Source organism: Sorangium sp. So ce185 (assembly GCF_051526825.1).
In the GTDB taxonomy this organism is placed as follows: Bacteria; Myxococcota_A; Polyangia; order Polyangiales; family Polyangiaceae; genus Sorangium; species Sorangium cellulosum_D.
Map to the genome: position 1 here is coordinate 2,074,972 of NZ_CP150316.1, position 20,305 is coordinate 2,095,276.

The following is a 20,305-nucleotide window of genomic DNA, read 5'->3' on the forward strand; positions in this document are numbered from 1 at the left end:
TCAGGGTGAGGCGTCCCTGTCCTCCACCGGCGGCGCCCCCGCGTCGAGCGCGCTGCGGTCGATCCGCATGCTGACGTCGAGCGTGACCGTCTGCCCGGCGGAGACGGTGATCGTGCGCTTCTCCTCGGGCGCGTTCGGGTGGCGGAACGTGACGTAGTGCCGCCCCGCCTGGAGCGGGATCGACCGCGCCATCGGCGTCACGTCGACGAGCTCCCCGTCGACGACGACCTCCGCCCACGGCCTGGCGAGCACCTTCAGGTACCCGCGCCCCTCCGACGGCGCGCCGGGCTGTCTGGCCTCGGCGCTGGGCGGGCCGACCGCGTCGTGCTCGCGCAAGCCGAGCTCGATGAGCGCGCCGCCCGCGACGACCAGCGAGAAGATGCCGAGCAGCCGGACCGCGTCCGGCGCGAGCGACGGCGCGTGGCGCCGCTCGGCGGCCGGGCGGACGGACGGCACCTGCGCGGGCGGGAGCTCGTCCCCGCCGAGCTTCGCCGCCGCGAGCGCCCTCCCGATGAGCGCCCTCGGCTGCGCGTGACCGCGCTCGGCGAGCTCCTCGGCCAGGGCGTCCGCGACGGCGCGGCCGTTCTCGTAGCGCTGCTCCGGCTCCTTCTCGAGGCACCGGAGCACCACCCGCTCCAGGCCGCGCGACACGTCGGGCGCGAGCGCCCGCAGCGGCTGCGGCGGCGCGCTGCGGATGCGGTGCGCGACGGCCCGGCCCTCCGCCCACCGGTCCTCCTCGCGCTCGCGCGGCGCGCGCGACGCGCGGGACGCGGAAGGCGCAGCGTCCGCGTCCGCCGGCTCCTGCTTCGGCTCGTCGAACGGGCGCGCGCCGGCGAGCATCTCGAACAGCACCACGCCGAGCGCGAACACGTCGGCCTGCGGCCCGGTCTCCGCCCCGAGGATCTGCTCCGGCGCCATGTAGTCGGGCCGCGCGAACGTGTCGCTGCCCTCGAACGGCTCGGGCAGCGACGGCAGCCGGCCGTCGAACGCCGCCGCGAACTCCAGGATCTTCACGCCGCCGGGCGCCGTGACGACGACCCGCTCCGGGCGCAGCTCGCGGTGCACGACCCCGCGCTCGTGCGCGTGCCCGAGGCCGCGCGCGATCTCCAGCGCGATGGCCGCCGCCGCGCCCTCGTCGAGGCGGCCGGCGCGCGCGCACAGCTCCGCGAGCGTCGGGCCCGAGAGCGGCTCGAGCACCAGCCAGATCCGGTCCTCGTCGCGCTGGAAATCGTGGATGTCGATGATGTTGGGGTGCCGGATGCGCGCGAGGATCTTCGCCTCGCGCTCGAGGCCGGCCGCGAACGCGCTCGCGGCCGACACCGTGGGCTTCAGCGTCTTGATCAGCGCCGCCCGGCCGAGCTCGACATGCTCGGCCCGGTACGTGACCGTGAGCGCCCGCGACGAGACGGCCTCGCGCAGGATGTACGGGCCGAGCTGCCTCTCCGCGGCGCCCACTTAGCGCTGTCGAACGCGGAGCGAGCGCCCCGTCATCGCCGCGGGCTGCGGGATGCCGAGGATCTCGAGCATCGTCGGCGCCACGTCGCAGATGCGGCCGCCCGACCGGAGCACGACGCCGGCGTCGTGCTTGTTCAGGTAATAGAGCGGCACCGGGTTCAGCGTGTGGGCGGTGTGGGGGTTGCCCTGATCGTCCTTCATCTGCTCGCAGTTGCCGTGGTCCGCGGTGATCATCAGCGCGCCGCCGGCCTCGCGCACGGCGTCCGCGATGTCGCCGAGCCCCTTGTCGACCGCCTCGACGGCGTGGATGGCGGCCTCGAGGATGCCCGTGTGCCCGACCATGTCCGGGTTCGCGAAGTTCACGAGGATGAAGTCGTACTTCCCGCTCTTGATCGCGGCCACGACCTCGCTCGCGACGCCGGCCGCGCTCATCTCGGGCTTCTTGTCGTAGGTGGCGACGTCGCGCGGGGAGGGCACGAGCTTCCGGTCCTCGCCCGGGAACGTCTCCTCGCGGCCGCCGTTGAAGAAGTACGTGACGTGCGCGTACTTCTCGGTCTCGGCGCACCGGAGCTGCGTGAGCCCGGCGCGGGAGATCACCTCGGGGAACGAGTCGGTCACCTCGTCCTTCGGGAACGCGACCGGCAGCTTCAGGGCCGCGTCGTACTCGGTCATGCAGCTGTAGCAGTGCTCCTGGAAGGCGTAGACCGGCTTGCCGCGATCGGTGAGGAGCTCCTCGACCTCGGGCGGCAGGTTGCGACGCGTGAGCATCGCCGAGATCTCGCGCATGCGGTCCGGCCTGAAGTTGACGGAGAGGCCGACCTCCTCCCCGAACCACTCCCAGCGAGCCTCCTTCGAGGCGAAGTCGGCCATGAAGTCGCCCTTGATGCCGCTGTAGTCGCCGATGCGCACGGGCTCGACGAACTCGTCCGTCTTGCCGAGCGCGTACGACTGCTGGATCGCGTCGAACGCCGTGTCGGCCCGCGGCGCGTCGCCGCGCACGATCGCCGTGTAGGCCTTTGTCACGCGGTCCCAGCGCTTGTCGCGGTCCATGGCGTAGTACCGGCCCGACACGGTGCCGATGACGCCGACGCCCTCGAGCGCCTCCTGGACCTTCTCGACGTACCCCCACGCGCTCTTCGGCGGCGTGTCGCGCCCGTCGAGGAACGCGTGCAGGACCACGGGCACCTCGTGGAACTTCGCGAGCTTGAACAGCGCCAAGAAGTGATCGAGCGACGAGTGCACGCCGCCGTCCGAGACGAGGCCGAACAGGTGCAGCCGGCACTTGCGGTCCTGCGCGATGCGGAACGTGCGGTCGATGATCTCGTTCGAGCCGAGCTTGTTCTCGGCGATCGCGACGTCGATGCGCGAGATGTCCATCAGCGCGATCCTCCCCGCGCCGAAGTTCAGGTGGCCGACCTCGCTGTTGCCCATCTGCCCCACGGGGAGGCCGACGTCGGGGCCGCTCGTCCCGATCAGCGTCGTCTGCGCGTCGCGCTTGATCGCGTCGAGGTTCGGCATCTTCGCGAGGGCGATCGCGTTCTGGTCCTTTTCTTCGCGCTCGCCGAATCCGTCGAGGATACAGAGGACGAGCGGGCGGGGGCGTTGACTGGGAGAGGGTGCGGCTTCGCTCATGGCGGCGGAATCTACAACGAAGCCGCGGCGATCGGGGGGCTGCTCGGGCATTTTCGACCCGCGCCGGGGCGCCCCGGCCGGGGTCCCGGGGGCGTCCAGGGGCAGGCGGCGGCAGGCCCGCAGGCGGCGCCCGGCGGCGCGGAGGGGCCGGCGGGCGGCGCCGGCCCGGCGGCGGGCGGCGCCGGCCCGGCGGCGGGCGGCGCCGGCCCGGCGGCGGGCCTGTCCCGAGGCCGCCGCCTCCCCTACGATGGCGGGCGCCGCAAAGGGAGGACCTCGATGACGCAGGCCCCGCCGTTCCACCTCGCCTTCCCGGTCTCGGACCTCGAGGCGACCCGCCGCTTCTACGTCGACGTGCTCGGATGCCGCGTCGGCCGCGAGGCCGACCGGTGGATCGATTTCGACTTCTTCGGCCACCAGATCTCGGCCCACCTCGTCGATGAGCCCGGCGCCGTGCTCCCCACGAACCCGGTCGACGGCAAGGACGTGCCGGTGCGCCACTTCGGCGCCATCCTCGAGTGGCGCGCCTGGCACGCGCTGGTCGAGCGGCTGCGCGGGCTCGGGGTCGCGTTCCTGATCGAGCCGCACATCCGCTTCGTCGGCGAGCCGGGGGAGCAGGCGACGCTCTTCGTCGTCGACCCGAGCGGCCACGCGCTCGAGTTCAAGTCGTTCCAGGACGCGCGTCAGATCTTCGCGACGTGAGCCGCTGCGCGCGGCGTGCGTGCTAAGTTCCGACCATGTCCGACGGTCGTCGCGCCACGTACCAGGATGTCCTTGACACGCCCCCCAATCAGGTGGCGGAGATCCTGAACGGCGTCCTCCACGCGACGCCGCGGCCGTCCCTGTCCTGCCGCAACGTCACGTCGGTCCTGGCCGGCGAGCTCTACCTCCCGTTTCGCCGGGGCATCAAGGGGCCCGGCCGGTGGGCGCTCCTGGTCGAGCCCGAGCTGCACCTCGGCACCGATCCGGACATCGTGATCCCCGACATCGCCGCGTGGCGCCGCGACCGGATGCCGCAGATCCCGATGCGGAACGCGGCCATCTTCCTCGCGCCCGACTGGGTGTGCGAGGTGATCTCGCCGTCCACCGAGGCGGTCGACCGCCGCGACAAGATGGAGATCTACGCGCGCGAGCTGGTGACGCACTACTGGCTCATCGATCCGCGGCTCCGGAGCCTCGAGGTCTTCCGCATCGACGGTGGGCGGTTCGCGCGCATGGGCGCGTGGGAGGGCGACGTCACCGTGCGCGCGGCGCCGTTCGACGCCGTGGAGATCGAGCTCGGCGTCCTCTGGCAGGAGTAGCGCCGGCGCGGCGCCGGGCGCATCGCGCGCCGTCACGGGCCGCCCGGGAGCGATAAGCTTCCGGCGTGCGCGTCTCCTCGACCTGCCCGCTCCGCGTCGCGTCCCTCGTCTGGCGGCCTCGCCCCGAGGCCTTCGCGCTCACCGTGGTCTGCAAGGCGACCTTCGCGCTCGAGCCGGGGCGCTCGCGCCTCGCGCCCGCGCAGGAGGCGCCGTGGGAGGCGGACGTCCCGTGGGGCGACGACCCCCGGGCGAGCCTGTGGGCCGCGAGCGATCTCGCGCCGTTCAAGCGCCGCGTGGACGTGCTCGTGGTCGGCCACGCCCACGCGCCCCACGGCGAGCCCGCGGCCTCGCTCGTGGCGCGGCTCGCGATCGGCGCGATCGACAAGCGGATCGAGGTGCACGGCCAGCGCGCGTGGACGGCGGGCGGGCAGCTCACGGCGGCCGCGCCGTTCGACAGGGCGTCGCTCCGGTGGGAGCGCGCGGCGCGCGGGCGCGACGGCTGGAACCCGGTGGGCATCCCCGCGAACGCGGCGCCCGACGCGCGCGGGCTCCGGCCGGCGCCGAGCCTCCTGCCGCCCGGCGCCGAGCTCCGCGGCCCGGCGGAGCCGCTGCCGCCCGCGGGCTTCGGGCCGATCGCGCCGTCGTGGCCCGAGCGGGCCGCGAGGCTGCGCCGGCACGCCGTCACGTTCGGCCACGACGCCTGGGCGGAGCGGCCGCTGCCGGAGGACATCGATCCCGGCTACTTCAACGCGGCGCCGCCCGACCAGCAGCTCGACCAGTTGCCCGCGGGCGAGCGGCTCGTCCTCGCGCACCTGCACCCGCAGCACCCCGAGCTCGCGACCGTGCTGGAGGGCGTGATCCCGCGCGCGTCGCTGCTCCGCGGCGACGCCGCGCCGCAGGAGATGCGGCTGCGCTGCGACACGCTGTGGATCGACGCGGATCGCGGGATCTGCACGCTGACGTGGCGCGGGGCGGTGCCGCTGCGGCACGCGGCCGAGGACGTGACGGTGGTGGTGACCGCGGAGCGGCCGGAGGCCGAGGCGGAGCTGGCGGAGACGCTGATGCCGGCGGTCGCCGCCAGCGCGCCGGAGCGGGGCGACGCCGGCGCGCCCGCGCCCGGGGCGGCGGGCGGAGCTCTGCCGGCGGCGATGGTGAGCACGCTCGTGCCGGATCTGAGCGCGGCGGGCTCCTCCGGCGTGCTGCCGTTCGTTTCGCCGTCGGCGCTGCCCTTCGCGCCGGCGGCGCAGGGCTCGGCCGGGGAGGGGAGCGGCGCGCCCGCGCGGCCCTCCGGGGCGGCGCCGAGCGACCGGCCGTCGGCGCCGCTCCCGCCGGCGCCCGCCGCGCCGCGGCCGAGCGCCGCGGCCAGCGCCCTCGAGGAGGGGGCGGACACCCTGGCGCCGCGCACGCTGACGCCGGGCACCCTGAGCGCGGGCCTCGTGCCTGTGCCCGCGGAGCCGCTGCCTTTCCAGGCAGCGCGCGCCGCGGCGGCGCCTGTCCCCGACCCGGGCATCGCGCCGCCGCCTGCGCCCCCGCTCTTCGGTCAGCCGCTGCCGAGCGCGCCGCCTGCGCCCCCGCTCTTCGATCAGCGGCTGCCGAGCGCGCCGCCGCCGCCTCCGCCCCCGCTCTTCGGTCAACGGCTGTCGAGCTCGCTGCCGCCTCCGGCCGCGGCGCAGGCGAACGCACCGCCGCCCTCCGCGCCGCCGAGCTCGGCGACCGGCCCCGCGAAGGAGCCCCCGTCGCCGCTCGCCGCGCCCGCGCCCGCGCCCGCGCCGGAGCCGGCCGTGCGACCGGAGGACGTGCCGGTGGAGCGCTTCGCGGCGATCTCCGCCGAGATCGCCGAGCGGCGCGCGCCGCGGCCGGAGGTGCTGCGCGCGCACGGGCTCGGCGAGCGCGCCTGGGACGCGGTGGAGCGCCGCTTCCGGGCCCTCCTGGACAAGGACGCGCGCGCCGGCGGCCGGCTGCGCGCCGCGCACGACGCCGCCTACGTGGCGGCCGTGGAGGCGTTCCGCGGCCCGATCGCCCTGGAGGAGTACGCCCGGATCGCGGTGGGGCTGGAGCGCGGCGCGGCCGGCGAGGTCCTCGACGCGCTCGCCATCCAGCGGGCGGCGCTGATGCCGATCGTGCGGGTGTGGACGAAGAAGGCCGCGGGCAACATGGCGCTCTCCGCCGAGCTGATGGCGCTCCTGGACAAGCTGCGGGCCGAGTGAGCCCGGCGCTCACCCCCCCGGGCTCACCCCCCGGGGCGGGAGCGGTCGTCCGGCGCGCGCGGCGCCGCCTCTCCGGCGGCCAGCGCGGCGGGCTGACCGGGGCCGCCGGCGAGCGCCTGGCGCGCGCGGAACTCCTCCCAGGACAGCGGCATCGGCGGATCCTCGGAGTTGAGCCGCACCCGCTCGCCGACGATGTCGACGTCGTCGTTGGCCCGGATCTCCACGCCGCCGGGCGACGCCTCGACCTTCACCTCGCGCGCCGTGGTGCGCGCGCTCCGGCCGGCCTCGCGCACCGCGCTGCCGCGCACCCGCTCGTGCAGGCTCCCGCCCACCTCGATGGCGGCGTCCTGCGCCGCCTGGATCTGCAGCGTGTCGCACGAGAGCGAGAGCGTCTTCGCGGCGGCGATCTCCAGCGACGCGCCCGCGAGCGACAGCACCGGCCCGTCGTCGGTCATCCGGATGGAGACAAGGATCTGCCCGGCCGCGGCGCGGATCTGGATCCGCTCGCCGGCGCCCTCCTCGGCGATCTCGATGGAGCGCCCCGAGGCGAGGGGCACCACCCGAGCGGGCGGCGCGAGCTCCGCGCCGGGCGCGGGCGCGAGGGCGCCGGCCTGCGGCAGAGGACCCTCCGGCGCAGGATCCTGCGGCGAGGGAGGCTGCGGGGGGAGAGGGGCGGGCGCGTCCGTCACGGCCGCATCGTAGCGCAGGGGCGGGCGCCGCGCGCGGTGAGCCGCGAGCGCGCGCCGGACCTCGCCCTTGCGTGCGCGCGTGGGCGGAGATACCCGTCGGACGCGACCCTGCAAGGAGCCCGATGAGCGCAGAGGCCTCCCCGCGTGTGACCCAGACCGTGCGGTGCGCGAAGAGCCACGACGGCAAGGTGTGGATGGTCTGCGTGGCCAAGCGCACCTACTCCTTCGCGGGCGGCCGGGTGACGCTCGCGGACGAGCAGGCGCCGGTCGTCATCGACCCCGACATCGAGACCGACCCGCACGACCGCTACCGCACGCTGCGCGACGACATGGACCTGTTCCCGCCGAAGCCGGCCACCGACGTGGTGGTGACCGGCCGGGCGCACGCGCCGGGCAAGGTGCGCGAGCTCATGGTCGGCGTGGCCGCGGGGCGGAGCGCGCGCGTGCTTCGGGTGCTCGGCGAGCGCCGGGTGGAGGTCTCGCTCGAGGGGCAGGTGCGCTTCCCGGATCCGGCGCCGTTCGAGAGCGTGCCGCTGTCGTGGGACCTGGCCTACGGCGGCTACGACGCGTACGCCCACGACGAGCTCGACCCGCCCGAGCGCCGCAAGGGGCGGCGGGTCGAGCCCTCGCCGCGCGAGGAGGGCGTCTTCGCCTACCCGCGGAACAAGGTCGGGCGGGGGTATTTCCTCGACGTGGACCGGGACCGGGCCGACGGCGAGCTCCTGCCGCAGATCGAGGACCCGGGGGATCCGCTCGCGGCGTCGCGCTTCTTCGTGCAGGCGCCGCGCGCCTGGCTCGACGCGCCGGCCTCCGGCGGGCTCGGCTGGGTGGCGCACACCTGGTACCCGCGGATCATGCGGGGGCTCGGCGCCTTCCTGGAGCACGATCCGCCGGCGAAGCCGATCCGGGAGATGGCGTTCGCGGACGGGGCGGACCTCGGGGGGCCGTTCCGGAAGAACGAGGTGCTGCCGCGGTTCGTGCAGGGCGCGGCGCCGGGGCTGGCGACCGAGCGGCTGCGGGGCGACGAGCTCGTGATCCTGAAGTACCTGGTGCAGGGGCAGCCGGAGGTGCAGTTCGCGCTCCCCGGGGAGGCGCCGGGCCTGTCGGTGCGGCCGCCGGGAGCGCCGAAGATCTTCACGCCGGAGGCGGTGCTGCAGACCGTCCGCATCGACGGGGAGCGGCGGACGGTGTCGCTGACGTGGTGCGGGGCGGTCCGGCTCCTCGCGCCGATCGCGGAGGAGCAGCTCGCGGAGACGAAGCTCGGGGTGACGTGGGGGCGGTGGTGATCGCGCGGGCCGCCGGGGGGGATCCTGCTGTCGCCCGCGGCCCCCTCGCCCCGCCTCACCCGCTGCGCGCGTCCGGCGGATAGAAGGGCAAGGTGTCAGGGGGCGGCTCCGGCACCCGGAGGCCGAAGACCGCGCCGATCCGGCGCGATCCGCCGTACAGAAAGCCTGAGCCGACATCCTCGAAGCCCTGGATCCGCTGCACGAACAGGGCGCTGTCCGGGCGCGCGCAGCGCGTGCCCCGGTCCCTCGCGCCCCTCACGATCGCATCGATGGCTTCAGCGAAGGCGGCGCCGTCGGCGCGATGCACCGGTTCGAGCAGCGAGTAGCACCCTAACTCCAGCCCTTCGAGGGCGGGCAGCGCCTCCCGGCGCTCGTCCACCGCAGCCAAGTGGAGCTTCAGATCGGCGAGCGTCTCCGCGTGTCCCGGGACCCCGCGTGTCCCGGATTGCTCGGCGAGCAACGCAGACCCCGCCTCGATGAGCCGCGCTCGCCTCGCGGCGTCGTCCGGGAAGACGAGCTGGATTTGCATGCACTCGGTAAGATGGATCGCCCGCATGATTGTGCTCTCTGCGTCGCGCGGGGCGGCGAGGGCCTCATTGACGTATCCGTCCGCTGCTTTCGCGATCTCGTCCCACGGTGCGCCAGCGCAGAACAGCGTCATCATCATGCCTCGAGCGCACGTCAACCGTTCGAGCGGCCGCTCCGCCGCCGCGCCTCTCCCGTACCAGTAGCCGACGAGCACCGCCGCGTCGCTCCGGCTGAGCCGCTCCCACCTCGGGGCACCGAACCGGTCCAGCGATCGAAGCACGAATTTCATCGTTCCGCCCTCCTGCAGCAAGCGGCGCGCTGCCGCGCGACGGCGGCCGCTCAGTCCCAGAATTTCTTGATCACCTTGATGGCCGACGGGTCGATACCGCCCTTGATGAGGACCTCCTCTGCCTTGATCGCGTTCCTCAGGTCGAGCGCGGTCCCCTCTCGCTTGACCGCCTGGAGCACGTTGTTGTGGTCGACGACAGTGCTGCCGGTCTCCCTGAGCGCCTTGACGTCGATCTCGACCAGCACGGGGCTGCCCCCTTGATAATGGCTGGTCCCGGCCGGCGTCTCGGACGCCGAGATGTACTTCGTCGGCTTCCCGGCCACATGATCGCCGATGGAACCTCCGCTGCCCTTTGGCATGATCCGCTCTCCACGCAAGAACGCGTCGTAATCGTCGGCGCTCAGCGCGCGGTAGATCGTGCCATCGCAGAGCTTGAGACCCAGCGGATCGACGGTCGTGACCGGGGAAGCGTTGAAGGCGAAGAGCGATCCCCCGCTGGCGAACCCCAGCGGATCCGGGCTCAGCCACCGGGCCAGCTCGGCGTCGAAGTAACGGAACCTCGTGACGCAGAGCCCCGTCTCCTCGTCCGCGTACTGTCCGAGCAGCCGGAACGGAGACTCCACCGGGCGCCGGCGCTCCGGCGCCTGGTGGATCGCGGCCACGGACCCCCAGGCGGAGTGGGCCGCGGACCACGCCACCCTGCCCTCCGCATCGATGAGCTCCCTCGGCGTGCCCACGTGGTCGGTCACGTAGACGAAGACCTCGCCCTGCTCGGCTTGCAGGAGCGGCACGAGCGAGTCGGGCTCGTGGACGAAGCAGCGGTAGCCGCCGTCGCTGCGGATATCCGCGGCCAGCGCGTCACCGTCCCACAGGAACTCGACCACATGGCTCTCACGGGGGTCGTCGGCGCGGACCTCCTTGCGCACCCGCCGTCCGAAGGCATCGTAGGTGAACGAGATGCTCTTTCCCGAAGGCAACCTGATCTCGCGCAGCCGATCGCGGCAGTCCCAGCGGTACTCCGTCCGCGCGCGCTCGTCCTGAGCCTCGCCGGCGGTCTCGGTCCGTGCGATCCTGCGAGACCGCCCGTCGTAGGCGTATTCGGCGCGATCGGTGCGTTGCACCGTGTCGCCGCGAGCGATCTCCCAGGGCGGATCCGCCTCATCGGCCTCGCCGGCCTCCAGCGCCCGCAAGACCTTCTGGACGGCGCCGACCGCATCGTAGGTGAAGACCTCGCGGCCTCGCGCGCTGCGCGCCTCGATCAGCTCGTCGATGGATCCGTGGCGATACGCGGTGGCTCCCCACCGAGCGTCATTGACCAGCTGCACCCGCCCGAGCGCGTCATATTGCCAGAGCCGCCGCATCGCCATCGTGGCCGCCTCGGCGCCGGGTGAGCGCAGATCGAGCCGTTGCTCGACGATCCGGTCCATCGCGTCGTATTCGCTTCGGAGCGAGAAGCGACCCCCCAGCTCACCTCGCGCGATCTCGCGCCCTACTGCATCGCGCTCGAAGGCGATCCTGCGCCCGGCGTGCTCGACGGCAGACAGCCGCCCGAGCGCGTCGTACGCATACCGTGTCGCCTCTCCCGTCGGCATGATGCGCGCGACGCGCCTGCCAGAGGCGTCGAGGTGATACCCGATCCGGCGCTCCCCCTGCGTCTCGGCGACCACGCGCCCGAGGCGATCGCGCTCCAGGCGCGTCACCACGGTCTGCCCGTCTTGCTCCAGCACCGCGCCCAGCAGGCGCCCCAACCGGTCGCGCTGGTACGTGACAGGACCGTCCGTGGATTGCTCGACGACGAGGCCGCCGAGCGCATCGTACGAGAAAGCGCGGAAGCTGCCGTCCGGATAGCTCACCCGCTCCAGGCGTCCGGCCGTCGAGTAGCGGTAGGAGAGCGCGCGCCCGTCGAACGCCGCCTCGCGCGTCAGGCGGCCTGCCTCGTCATAAGCGAGATCGTAGATCTCCCCCTTCGGATTCACGATCCTGCGCAGCGACTCGCCTGCGCTGTAGGCGAACCTCCACGTGCTCCCGTCGGGTTGCGTGATCTTGGTGAGCACGCCGGTGCCGGCGTGCTCCATCTCCACGACGCGCCCGAGCGCGTCCATGCTCCTGCTCAGGTTGCCCAGCGGATCGTAAGCCGCGTGCCTCGCCGTGCCATCGGGTCGCATGACCATGACCGGCTGTCCGAGGCGATCGTACTGGACCCGGGTGCTCCGGCCCAGCGGATCCACGCTGCGCGTCGGGCGACCGAGCGCGTCGTGCTCGTAGCGCGTCTTCCCGCCATAGGCGTTGATCTCCTCGACGAGGTCGTGGCGGATATCGTAAGCATACTCAACCAGGTTACGCTGCCCTTGCGCGATGGCGCGCAGGTGGCCACGGCCGTCGTAAGCCAGCGCGTACCGGAGCTCGGACGGGTAGGTGATCTCGACGAGCGATCCCTTCCTGTCGTACCGGTATCGTGTCGCGAGCCCGTCGGGCCCGACGTGCAGTACGGGCAGGTCGTCCTGGTACTGCCATTGCGTGACGTTCCCCGCAGGGTCGATCTGTCGGGTCTTGTTGCCCTGCGCGTCGTACTCGAACCGCGTCGCCTCTCCAGCCCCGTTGATCTCGGCGGCGATGTACTGATCCTCGTCATACTCCCACGCGCGGAGGAGTAGCCCGTCGGGCGTCTCCTCCCGGACGACAAGCCCGTCTTCGTTCCAGTAGAGCAGCCGAGGCTCGTCATTACCGCTGAGGCGGGTGATCCGCCTCTCCAGATCGGCCTCGATGGCGACCGTGTGCAGCCCGCCGTCCCCCCAGGTCCTCGTGCATCGGCCGGTCTCTTCATCGTAAGCGTAATAGAAGCTCACGCCGTTCTTCAGCGTGGTCTTGACCATCCGGTGGTCTTCATCGTACTCGTAGCGCTCCGCGTGGCCGATCGCGTCGGTGGCGCTCGCGAGCTCACCCATCTTGGAGTAGGCATAATCGACCCACTGCTCGAGGCGACCGCCTGCCCACACCTCCAGGCGCGCGATGCGGGCGCCGTGGGTTAGCTTGACCCGGATCTCTCGGCCCGCGGTGTCGACGATCCGCTGGAGCCGGCTCCCCGTGTACTCGAGCGCGATGGTGTTGCCATGGGCGTCGCTGATCGAGCGAAGGAGCGCCTTCTCTCCTGATTCCGCCGGTGCGAAGCGGCGCGTCAGCCGGGTCTCGTGGCTGTACACGGTGAACCCGCCGTCCTCGAGCGCGGTGAGCGTGAGCCGGTCCGGCCGGTGGAACGCGCTCGATCCGGGCGCCTGCAGCCGAAAATAGACGTCGCGGCCCTCCTCGTCGCGGAGGATGAGGCTGTCTTCGGTCCGCTCGATCCACTGCTCGAAGCTGTGCGTCCAACCCCCGCGCCCGAGGGAGGTCCGCTCGAGCGCCCTGTCGGACGCGTAACGGCGCTCCCACGCGAGCGGAATCGCGCCGGGAAGCTTGATGTCCAGCTTGGCGTCGATCACCCGGCCAGACGTCGTATCGACCGGGTGACCGGTGACGCGGCACTTCAGGTTTTTCAAGGCCGACGCCGCCTTGCCCTTGAGCGCGCGCGCCCCCTTCCCGAGGGCCTTCCCCGCCTTCCCCATCTGCTTGGTCGCCGCCCGCAGCCCCTTGCCGACGAGGTCCTTCCCCTTCTTGAGCAGCGGCTTCAGCACCTTGCCGCCGAATTTCAGCAGCAGCCCGCCCGCGATCTTGGCCGCCCCCTCGAACAGCAGGTCGAGCACCAGGTCGATCGCCAGCGTCACCGCCCCCATCGCGAAGTCCCCGAAGGTCGGCGTCGTCTGCACCGTCCCCGGGTTGAGCACCAGCGAGGTCGGCCACCGGCCGATGTCCCAGCAGTCCGCGTTGAGCGACACCGGCCCGCCGATCACGCAGCAGGTCGCCTTCTCCCCGCAGATCTCCACCGCGCCCCGCGGCAGCCAGCACTTGTGCGAGCCGAACAGGATGTGGAGCGGCGTCAACGCGTCCAGCGGATCCGGGACGATCCCGAGGTGCGGCCAGAGGAACTTGGGCTCGTGCTGGTGCGCCACCGAGGGCACGCCGTTGAACAGCACCGTCGGCTTCTGCTTGTCCCCCAGCGTGAAGGGGTGCAGGAGCACGAGCTTCAAGAACTTCATCGGCGCCGGCGGGAAGATGTGGAACCCCTGGTGCATCTCCAGGCCCACGATCAGCCAGCCATTGATGTCGTGGAAGTTGTGCGCCACGTTCGCCCCTCTCCTGCCTCACCCGCGCGGGAAGGCCTCGGTCGCCTCGAGCCGCGCGCGCCGGTGCTCCAGCTGCACCAGGCCGTAGCTCACGCTGGCGCGCCAGAGCAGCCGCACCTCGGCGGCCTCGGCGTCGATGTCGACCGCGTCGAGCGCCGGCACGAGCCGCTCGGACGCGCCGCCCACGGCCACCGTCACCGCGACGGGCGGCGCCGGCGCCTCGAACACCAGCGCCTCCCCGCCGGGCCGCATCCCGCCGAGCGCGATCCGCGTCCCGGGAGCGATCGCGTCGAACGTCGTCCGCGGCGCCGCTCGGCTCGCCAGCTTGCTCGCGCCGCTCTGGTCGAACTGCTGGTCGTGCCACACGTGCGCCGCGCGCAGGCCGCCCCAGAGCGGGTAGGGGGCGAAGCAGACCGGCTCGGGGCGGTCGTTCCAGCGCCGGATGAGCTGCTCCGGGTGCTCCAGCTGCGGCAGCGGCTGGTCCTGCGCGCGCGCCGCGTCGGTGATGAACCCCTTGCCCTCGAAGTTGTGCGGATACCCGCTCTCGTGCTCCGGGACGAACGCCTCGCCGCCGCCGTCGTCGTCGCCGAGCGACACCACCCGCGCCGGCTCCTGCACGACGCCGCCGTAGGCGTTGCGCCAGCTCATCTCGACCCGCTCGAACGCGAGCGGCGCGCTCGGCGCGAGCCCTCCGCCGACCGAGCGCCGCCACACGCGCTGCCCGTACGCCACGATCGCCGCGTCGCGATCGCCCACCCGCAGCACCGCGGTGGCCTCGCGCGCGCGCCCCTCCCTCGGGTAGACGAACCCCGTCGCGCACACCGACGCGACGCTCTTCTGGAGCATCCCGTCGTGCGGGTACGGAAGCGACGGGTCGAGCAGGAGCGGCCGCTGGGCGGGCGCGAGGGCGAGCCGGCCGCCGGCGATCCGGTACGTGATCGTGGCCAGGAAGATCGCCGTCACCCGGTCGTCCTGCTCCGCGTTCGGGAGCATCGCCGCGGGCAGCGGCGTGTCGTTCGAGAAGCGCATCGCGGCCGTCGATCTCGTCAGTTCCGTAGTTCCGTAGTTCCGTCAGTCCCGTCAGTTCCGTCAGTTCAGCTTGATGAGCCCTGCCGTCACCTGGACCATCCCGCCCCCGTCCATCTCGATCGGCGAGCCGTTCACGGTGACCTTGCCGCCCTTGATGGCGATCTCGCCGTCCTCGATGACCACCTGGCCGCCCTTGATCAGGATCTGGCCGCCCTTCAGCTCCAGCGTCGAGCCGTTCACGTCGAAGAGCGACGTGTCGACCTTCATCGTGCTCGACGCGTTCACGGCGAGGGTCGTCGACTTGAGCGCCTGCACCCCGTCGGCCTTGATCTCCTGCGACGGCGCCTCGATCTTCTGGCTCGCCGAGGACTTCAGCCCCTGAGGCCCGGTCGCCGCCACGGTCTGCTCGCCGCCGACGTTGATCTTCTGGCTCGCGGCGACGCTCACCTCGTGGGTGGCCAGGTACGACGTCGTCTGCGCCCCGGTCACGGTCACGCTCCGGGTCCCGGTGACCGTGAGCGTGTCGTTGCCGGTGACGTCGCCGGAGCGGTTGCCGGTGACCTTCTCTTCCTGGTTCCCCGTGATGCTCGCGCTCTGGTTGCCGGTGACGGTGAGGGTCTGGTTCGCCGCGACGGAGACCGTCTGGTTCGCGCCGATGGTCACGTTCTGATTCGCGCCGACGGTGGTCGACTCGTTCGCGCCGATGAGCTCCGAGTTGTTCCCGCCGACCATGGTGCTGCGGTTCGCGCCGGTCGACTCGTTGCGGTTGCTGCCCACGGACGAGCCGCTGTTCGCCGCCACCTGCTCGCTCCGGTCGTTGCCGACCTCGCTGTTCCAGTTCATCGGCGTGTGCAGCAGGATCTGCTGGCTGCCGGCGGTGTCGTCGAAGCGCAGCTCGTTGTGGGTGCCGCCGCCGGGGCTCGTCATCGTCTTGAAGGTGCTCACGGTCGGCGCGCCGCCCGGCGGGCGGTTCTGGCCGTTGTAGACGCGGCCCACGACGATCGGCCGGTCCGGGTCGCCCTCCTCGAAGTCGACGATCACCTCCACGCCGACGCGCGGGTGGAACACCGCGCCCTCGCCGACGCCGGCGAACACCTGGTTCACGCGCACCCAGCACGAGGACGGCTCCTTCGCGAGCCGCTCGGCGTCCTGGTCCCAGTGGAACTTGACCCGCACGCAGCCGATCTCCGCGCCGGGCGGGCCGCCCACGTGGATCTCCGCGCCCTTCGCGCTCGGCTCCGCGGTGACGAACGCCGTCTGCGTCCCCTGCACGCGCGGCTTCGGCGTGACGCGCGCCGGCCGGAAGCGCGACTCGGCGACGCTCCCGTTCTTGCCGCGCCGCGCGCACTCGAACCGCGCCGTGAACGGCACGCCCTGCAGCGCGAAGCGCCCCGAGAGCTCCGGCGGCAGCGTGCCTTGCTGCTCGCCGCGCGACTCGACGCGGGTCACCAGGTACTCCCCGTCGTACCGCGCCATCGGGTGGTCCAGCGCGAACACGCTGCCTGCGCCGAGCATCCGCGCCGTGCCCTCGCCGACGGCGTAGCTCGCCTCCACGGTCAGCCGATCGAGCTTCGCCTGGGCGAGCGGCCGCCCCTGGTCGGGCGTGTCCGGGTAGCGCCCCGGGTACTCGTGGTCGACGAGCGCCTCGCCGTCCTCCTGGGCCGTCGTGGTGACGGCCATGTCGAGCGCGGGCTTCTTCCAGTTGTAGTCGACGAGCGACACCTTCTTGGGCCGGAGGCGCGCCCCGAGCTTCATCGTGGCGATCTCGCGGCCGAGCACCCCCGGGCCGAGCGGGGCGAAGGGGGCGAGGCGCGCCCGGCCGCCGTCGGCGTCGGCGAGGACGAGGAGGCACGTCTTGTCGCCGTGCTCGAAGTGGTAGCTGATGCCCTCTTCCTCGAGGAGGCGCGACACGAACGCGAGGTCGCTCTCGTTGTACTGCACGCAGTAGGGCCGCGTGGCCACGTCGTCGATGCGGGCGGGGTCGGTCACCCGCCATGCATAGAGCTCCCGCGCCGTCTGGAACGTGACCGCGTCGCCCCCGTCGGGCTCGATCGAGGCGCCGTCGTCGCGGTGCAGCGACGAGTCTCCCTGGAGCACGGCGTCGATGATCTGGCGCGTCGTCTTCTCGAGGAAGATCCGGCAGCGGGTGCGGTGCATCGAGCGCGCGAGCGGCGGCGAGAGCACCACGCGGTAGAGCATGCCGTCGTAGATCGGCGCGAGCTCTTCCGCCTCGGTGATGATGCCGTGCACCACGCGGTAGGCCGGCTCGGAGTGCGTGGTGAGGCGCAGGGTCGCCCGGGCCCCGATGAGCTCTTCGGGGTCCACGACCGGGGCCGGCTCGTGGGCGGCGAGCGTGAGCTCGTAGCGGTACAGGCTCGAGATCGCCTCGCTGCCGCGGAGCTCGACGACCTGCAGGTGTCGCCAGGGCCCAGCTGCTTCCGAGGCGCCCTCCCAGGCGAAGGCGAAATCGACGTCGTTCACGGCGCGGACCTCCCGTTGAAGGTGGGGTCACCCTAACCTGTCCGGGCGCCGGCTGGAACTGGGGGCAAAGTCACGGCGTTGCCGCTCGCCGGGCCGAGGTCGGCCCGAGCGCGGCGCGCCGCGTGCGGCGCGATCGGCGTTCACCCGTCGGAGCGGACGCAGCGCGTGAGCCGCCGATCGCGGACCGAGTGGTCCTGCGATGTGCCGATCGTGAAGTTGACGAGGATCGCCTTGTCGGCGCTGCCGATGGCGGGCGTCGACGACCAGAAGGCGTCGGACGGCGCGCCCAAGAAGGCCTCCGGGTCGAGCGCCGGCCCGGAGCGTCGATCGTCGACGATCGAGAGCAGCTCCTTCGCGCTCGGCAGCCGCCAGTCCTCCTTGCCCGCGAGGGTGAGCTCCTCGCAGTGGGCGAGCGCGCCGTTCCAGATGAAGCGGGTCAGGGAGGCGTGACGCTCCCAGACGAGCCCCGTCCGCCCATCGAGCACCCACTCCTCGCCGAACGACAGATCGGGCGACTCCACTCCGCCCTCGCCCCCCACGCACAGCGCTCGCGCGCCGGACATGTCCTTCCGGAAGAACCCCACGGACGCGTCGGCGGCGAGCACGCCCCACGCATAGCCGTCGTCGTCGGCGACGTCGGTCGCGGACCAGTAGAAGCTGTCCTGGGGGCTCGTGAAGAAGATGTCTGGAAACGCGGTGGTGTGGCCGAAATCCAGGATGGAGACGAGCTCGCGCCGCGTCGGCAGGCGCCACTTCGCGATGCCGCCGAGCTGATCGGCGCTGCGCGCCGCGCAGTGCTCCAGCGCGCCCTGCAGCGTGAACATCCCGCTCTCCGTCACCTTTTCCCACGTGAGCCCGGTCACCGAGTCTTTCACGGTGCCGTCGTCTTCCGTGTAGGAGGGGACGGCGATCTCGTAGTTGCCGTCCTGTCCGAAGACGGGCTCCGACGGCCCCGGGCACGCCTCGAGCACGATCGTCCCGTCGGAGCAGCGTCTCGTCGGCGAGTCCGGCCACGTCACCGGCACCGTGGGCGTCCCTCCGCCGGCTCCTCCCCCGGCGCCATCGGAGCCTCCGCCTCCCGATCCTCCATCGCCCTGCGCGCCCGCGGCACCGTTGCTGACGCTCGTCCCAGTCGTGCCGCCGGCGTCTTCTCCGGTCGCGTACTCATCCCAGCGCGCGTCGATGATCTGCGCGCACCCGAGGACGGCGAAGGCCGCCAGCCCGACCAGAGTCATCGCCGCACACGTCCTCGCAACCATGCCCCTCGACATCCCGTGGAGCGTCAACCCCATGCGCACCTGGCGTCAAGAAGCGGGATGGGGCCGCCGTGAGCGGGCACGAGTGGTGACTGTGTACAACCCACGCTGACGCTGCCGCGATGATTCTGGTCCATCGCTGCGCGATCGACCAAGGCCGCCCGGGCCAGTTGCTCAACATCGAGCAGTGCGGCGCCCCCCTGCGCGCCTGGCGACGGTGAGGCGTCCATCGTAGCTCTGGCCAGCCGGCGGCGGTCAAGGCGTCGACTTTCTTGCCGCGGGAGCGTCGGTGCCGGAGGCTCCGGCGCCATGGCTGGCGAGACGATGACGGACGCGTGGGCAACGGTGGTGTTGGTCGGGCTTGCGGTCTCCGCGGCCGTGGGTTGCGCGCAGGTCATCGGTGCAGACTGGGACGGGTACGCGAGACGCGGGGGCGGCGGAGACAACACCGGAGGCATGGTGGGGACCGGCGGCGGTGGCGGAGCCGCAGGCGCGCCGGGCGACGGCGGCTCCGGGGGTGGCGCGTCGTCGACAGCGGTGTCGGGCGGGGGAGGCGAGGGCGGCTGCGCGGCGTGCAAGGCGGGGGAGTTCTGCACGCCCAGCGAGACGTGCGTGCGCTGCGCCGACCGCGGCGGCGTGCTGTCGTTCGGCGCGCCGACGGCGATCGAGGTCGAGGGATCGAAGCCCGCGTTCCCGCGCGTGCGCGAGGAGCCCGGCGAGGGCGAGGGCGCGGCGACGCAGCGGCTCGTCTACGTGGCCACGTTCGGATCGAGCGACACGCAGATCGCCACGGCGACGGGGCGGCCCTGGACGGCGGGCGAGGTGATCGCGAGCGCTGCGGTCAATTCGCCGCAGCCGGAATCGGGCCCGCTCCTCCTGCCCGTCGACGCGCGCTCGCCGCGCGCGGACTTCCCCGAGGGCTCGCTGCTCTTCGATCGCCTCCTCACGGGGCCGGGCAGCCTGCCGTTGCTGTTCGTCGCGGACGAGCTCGAGGCGACCCAGGCGGAGACGTTCGACGCGCTCAACCTGGACGGGGGGAGCCACTCGGTGGCGGTGGCCCACGGCGCTTGGCCCTACCGGTACTGGTTCATGAACAAGCGCCAGGAGGGCGGGCAGATCACGAGTCGGCTCCTCACGATGCTCGCCGAGGACGCGGAGGCGCAGGAGCTCGACATCGTCCTGCCCGGCCGGTGCCCGGCGCAGGGCGACGACCTGGCGCCCTGGGTGACGCCGGATGGGAGGCTGCTCTTCTTCCAGGCGCCCTACAACGCGCGGGGCGATTGCGCGGAGGCGTCGGTGCTGCGGAGCTTCTACGTGCGGCTCGGAGCCGACGGGCTGCCTCTGAGCGGGGAGAATGCCAGGATGCTGCTGGCGAACCTCAAGCCGGAGATCGCCGTCATGACGCCGTCGCTCTCGCCAGACGAGTGCACGCTCTACGTCGCGTCCGATCTGGATCCGGTGGACCGGCAGCAGAGGCTTTATGCCTCATCGAGGCGCTAGGGCAGCGTCGTGTCCAGATGAGGTGTTCCGGGTTTCCGTGGCTTGATTCTTGACGACGAATTGCTCGTGCTGGAGGCTTGTGTCCCATGGCCCACAGAAGCTCGGTGGCTTCGCGTGCGACGGTGACTCTGGTAGGCTTTGCGGCCTCTGTGGCCGCCGGATGTGCGCAGATCACCGGCGCAGAATGGGACGCGTACGGCGGCCCCGGATCGGCGACGGGGGACAAACATCCACGTCCAGTGTCGGGAGCGGCGGGAGCGGCGACGGGGGCCCGGGCGGCGGCGTGTGCGTCGACACAAGCGTCGACACAAGGACGGACGCGGAGCACTGCGGCGCGTGCGATGTCGTCTGTTCGGCCGTCGGCGGCACGCCGAGCTGCCATGCCGGCGTCTGCCAGCCGCCGGCATGCGAGGAGGACCGCGGCGACTGCGACGAGGA

13 protein-coding genes are annotated in these 20,305 nt (G+C 72.6%); 5 read left to right on the forward strand and 8 right to left on the reverse strand.

Translation table 11 applies throughout. The features are described 5' to 3' along the window. Positions 1-1,455, reverse strand: coding sequence for a protein kinase domain-containing protein (locus tag WMF26_RS07585; RefSeq protein WP_437999772.1), 1,455 nt, complete (start codon positions 1,453-1,455; stop codon positions 1-3). Further along, entirely contained in the window at positions 1,456-3,087 is a 1,632-nt protein-coding gene (gene gpmI, locus WMF26_RS07590) for a 2,3-bisphosphoglycerate-independent phosphoglycerate mutase (protein WP_061623439.1), read from the reverse strand. It lies immediately after the preceding gene. A 276-nt stretch (positions 3,088-3,363) separates the two neighbouring features. Here gpmI and WMF26_RS07595 point away from each other — a divergent pair, with 276 nt between their 5' ends. From WMF26_RS07595 to WMF26_RS07605, 3 genes are all read left to right on the forward strand, one after another. Then, positions 3,364-3,786, forward strand: coding sequence for a VOC family protein (locus WMF26_RS07595; protein ID WP_061623374.1), 423 nt, complete (start codon positions 3,364-3,366; stop codon positions 3,784-3,786). A 35-nt stretch (positions 3,787-3,821) separates the two neighbouring features. Then, positions 3,822-4,385 carry a Uma2 family endonuclease gene (locus WMF26_RS07600; protein WP_020733487.1) on the forward strand — a complete coding sequence of 188 codons (564 nt, stop codon included), beginning with the start codon at positions 3,822-3,824 and terminating at the stop codon, positions 4,383-4,385. A 65-nt stretch (positions 4,386-4,450) separates the two neighbouring features. Continuing rightward, complete coding sequence (locus tag WMF26_RS07605; protein ID WP_437999773.1) at positions 4,451-6,592, forward strand: DUF2169 domain-containing protein; 2,142 nt, start codon at positions 4,451-4,453, stop codon at positions 6,590-6,592. Between the two features lie 23 nt (positions 6,593-6,615). Here WMF26_RS07605 and WMF26_RS07610 read toward each other — a convergent pair whose 3' ends face one another. Beyond that, complete coding sequence (locus tag WMF26_RS07610) at positions 6,616-7,281, reverse strand: hypothetical protein (protein WP_437999774.1); 666 nt, start codon at positions 7,279-7,281, stop codon at positions 6,616-6,618. Between the two features lie 122 nt (positions 7,282-7,403). Here WMF26_RS07610 and WMF26_RS07615 point away from each other — a divergent pair, with 122 nt between their 5' ends. Continuing rightward, complete coding sequence (locus WMF26_RS07615; protein WP_437999775.1) at positions 7,404-8,567, forward strand: DUF2169 domain-containing protein; 1,164 nt, start codon at positions 7,404-7,406, stop codon at positions 8,565-8,567. Between the two features lie 55 nt (positions 8,568-8,622). Here WMF26_RS07615 and WMF26_RS07620 read toward each other — a convergent pair whose 3' ends face one another. The 5 genes from WMF26_RS07620 to WMF26_RS07640 all read right to left on the reverse strand — a co-directional run bounded on the left by WMF26_RS07620 (position 8,623) and on the right by WMF26_RS07640 (position 18,346). After that, on the reverse strand, positions 8,623-9,384 hold the full coding sequence (locus WMF26_RS07620) for a hypothetical protein (protein ID WP_437999776.1): 762 nt from the start codon (positions 9,382-9,384) through the stop codon (positions 8,623-8,625). A gap of 50 nt (positions 9,385-9,434) precedes the next feature. Further along, positions 9,435-13,601: a DUF6531 domain-containing protein gene (locus WMF26_RS07625; RefSeq protein WP_437999777.1), complete on the reverse strand. Its 4,167-nt coding sequence runs from the start codon at positions 13,599-13,601 to the stop codon at positions 9,435-9,437. 18 nt (positions 13,602-13,619) lie between these two features. Beyond that, positions 13,620-14,630 (reverse strand): DUF2169 domain-containing protein, encoded by a 1,011-nt coding sequence (locus WMF26_RS07630; RefSeq protein WP_437999778.1) that lies wholly within the window; start codon positions 14,628-14,630, stop codon positions 13,620-13,622. A 60-nt stretch (positions 14,631-14,690) separates the two neighbouring features. Beyond that, positions 14,691-17,111 carry a type VI secretion system Vgr family protein gene (locus WMF26_RS07635; RefSeq protein ID WP_437945445.1) on the reverse strand — a complete coding sequence of 807 codons (2,421 nt, stop codon included), beginning with the start codon at positions 17,109-17,111 and terminating at the stop codon, positions 14,691-14,693. Between the two features lie 140 nt (positions 17,112-17,251). Next, the gene (locus tag WMF26_RS07640) at positions 17,252-18,346 is read right to left on the reverse strand and encodes a DUF1566 domain-containing protein (protein WP_437999779.1); all 1,095 of its coding nucleotides are present in this window, start codon (positions 18,344-18,346) and stop codon (positions 17,252-17,254) included. 330 nt (positions 18,347-18,676) lie between these two features. Here WMF26_RS07640 and WMF26_RS07645 point away from each other — a divergent pair, with 330 nt between their 5' ends. Further along, positions 18,677-19,867, forward strand: a complete 1,191-nt coding sequence (locus WMF26_RS07645; protein ID WP_437999780.1) for a hypothetical protein — start codon at positions 18,677-18,679, stop codon at positions 19,865-19,867. Positions 19,868-20,305: the final 438 nt, after the last annotated feature.

Excerpts from the sequence above, each read along its gene's own strand:
- gpmI (WP_061623439.1), bottom strand. The coding sequence starts at position 3,087 with ATGAGCGAAGCCGCACCCTCTCCCAGTCAACGCCCCCGCCCGCTCGTC.
- WMF26_RS07645 (WP_437999780.1), top strand. The coding sequence starts at position 18,677 with ATGGCTGGCGAGACGATGACGGACGCGTGGGCAACGGTGGTGTTGGTC.
- WMF26_RS07615 (WP_437999775.1), top strand. The coding sequence starts at position 7,404 with ATGAGCGCAGAGGCCTCCCCGCGTGTGACCCAGACCGTGCGGTGCGCG.
- WMF26_RS07600 (WP_020733487.1), top strand. The coding sequence starts at position 3,822 with ATGTCCGACGGTCGTCGCGCCACGTACCAGGATGTCCTTGACACGCCC.
- WMF26_RS07595 (WP_061623374.1), top strand. The coding sequence starts at position 3,364 with ATGACGCAGGCCCCGCCGTTCCACCTCGCCTTCCCGGTCTCGGACCTC.
- WMF26_RS07620 (WP_437999776.1), bottom strand. The coding sequence starts at position 9,384 with ATGAAATTCGTGCTTCGATCGCTGGACCGGTTCGGTGCCCCGAGGTGG.
- WMF26_RS07640 (WP_437999779.1), bottom strand. The coding sequence starts at position 18,346 with ATGACTCTGGTCGGGCTGGCGGCCTTCGCCGTCCTCGGGTGCGCGCAG.
- WMF26_RS07630 (WP_437999778.1), bottom strand. The coding sequence starts at position 14,630 with ATGCGCTTCTCGAACGACACGCCGCTGCCCGCGGCGATGCTCCCGAAC.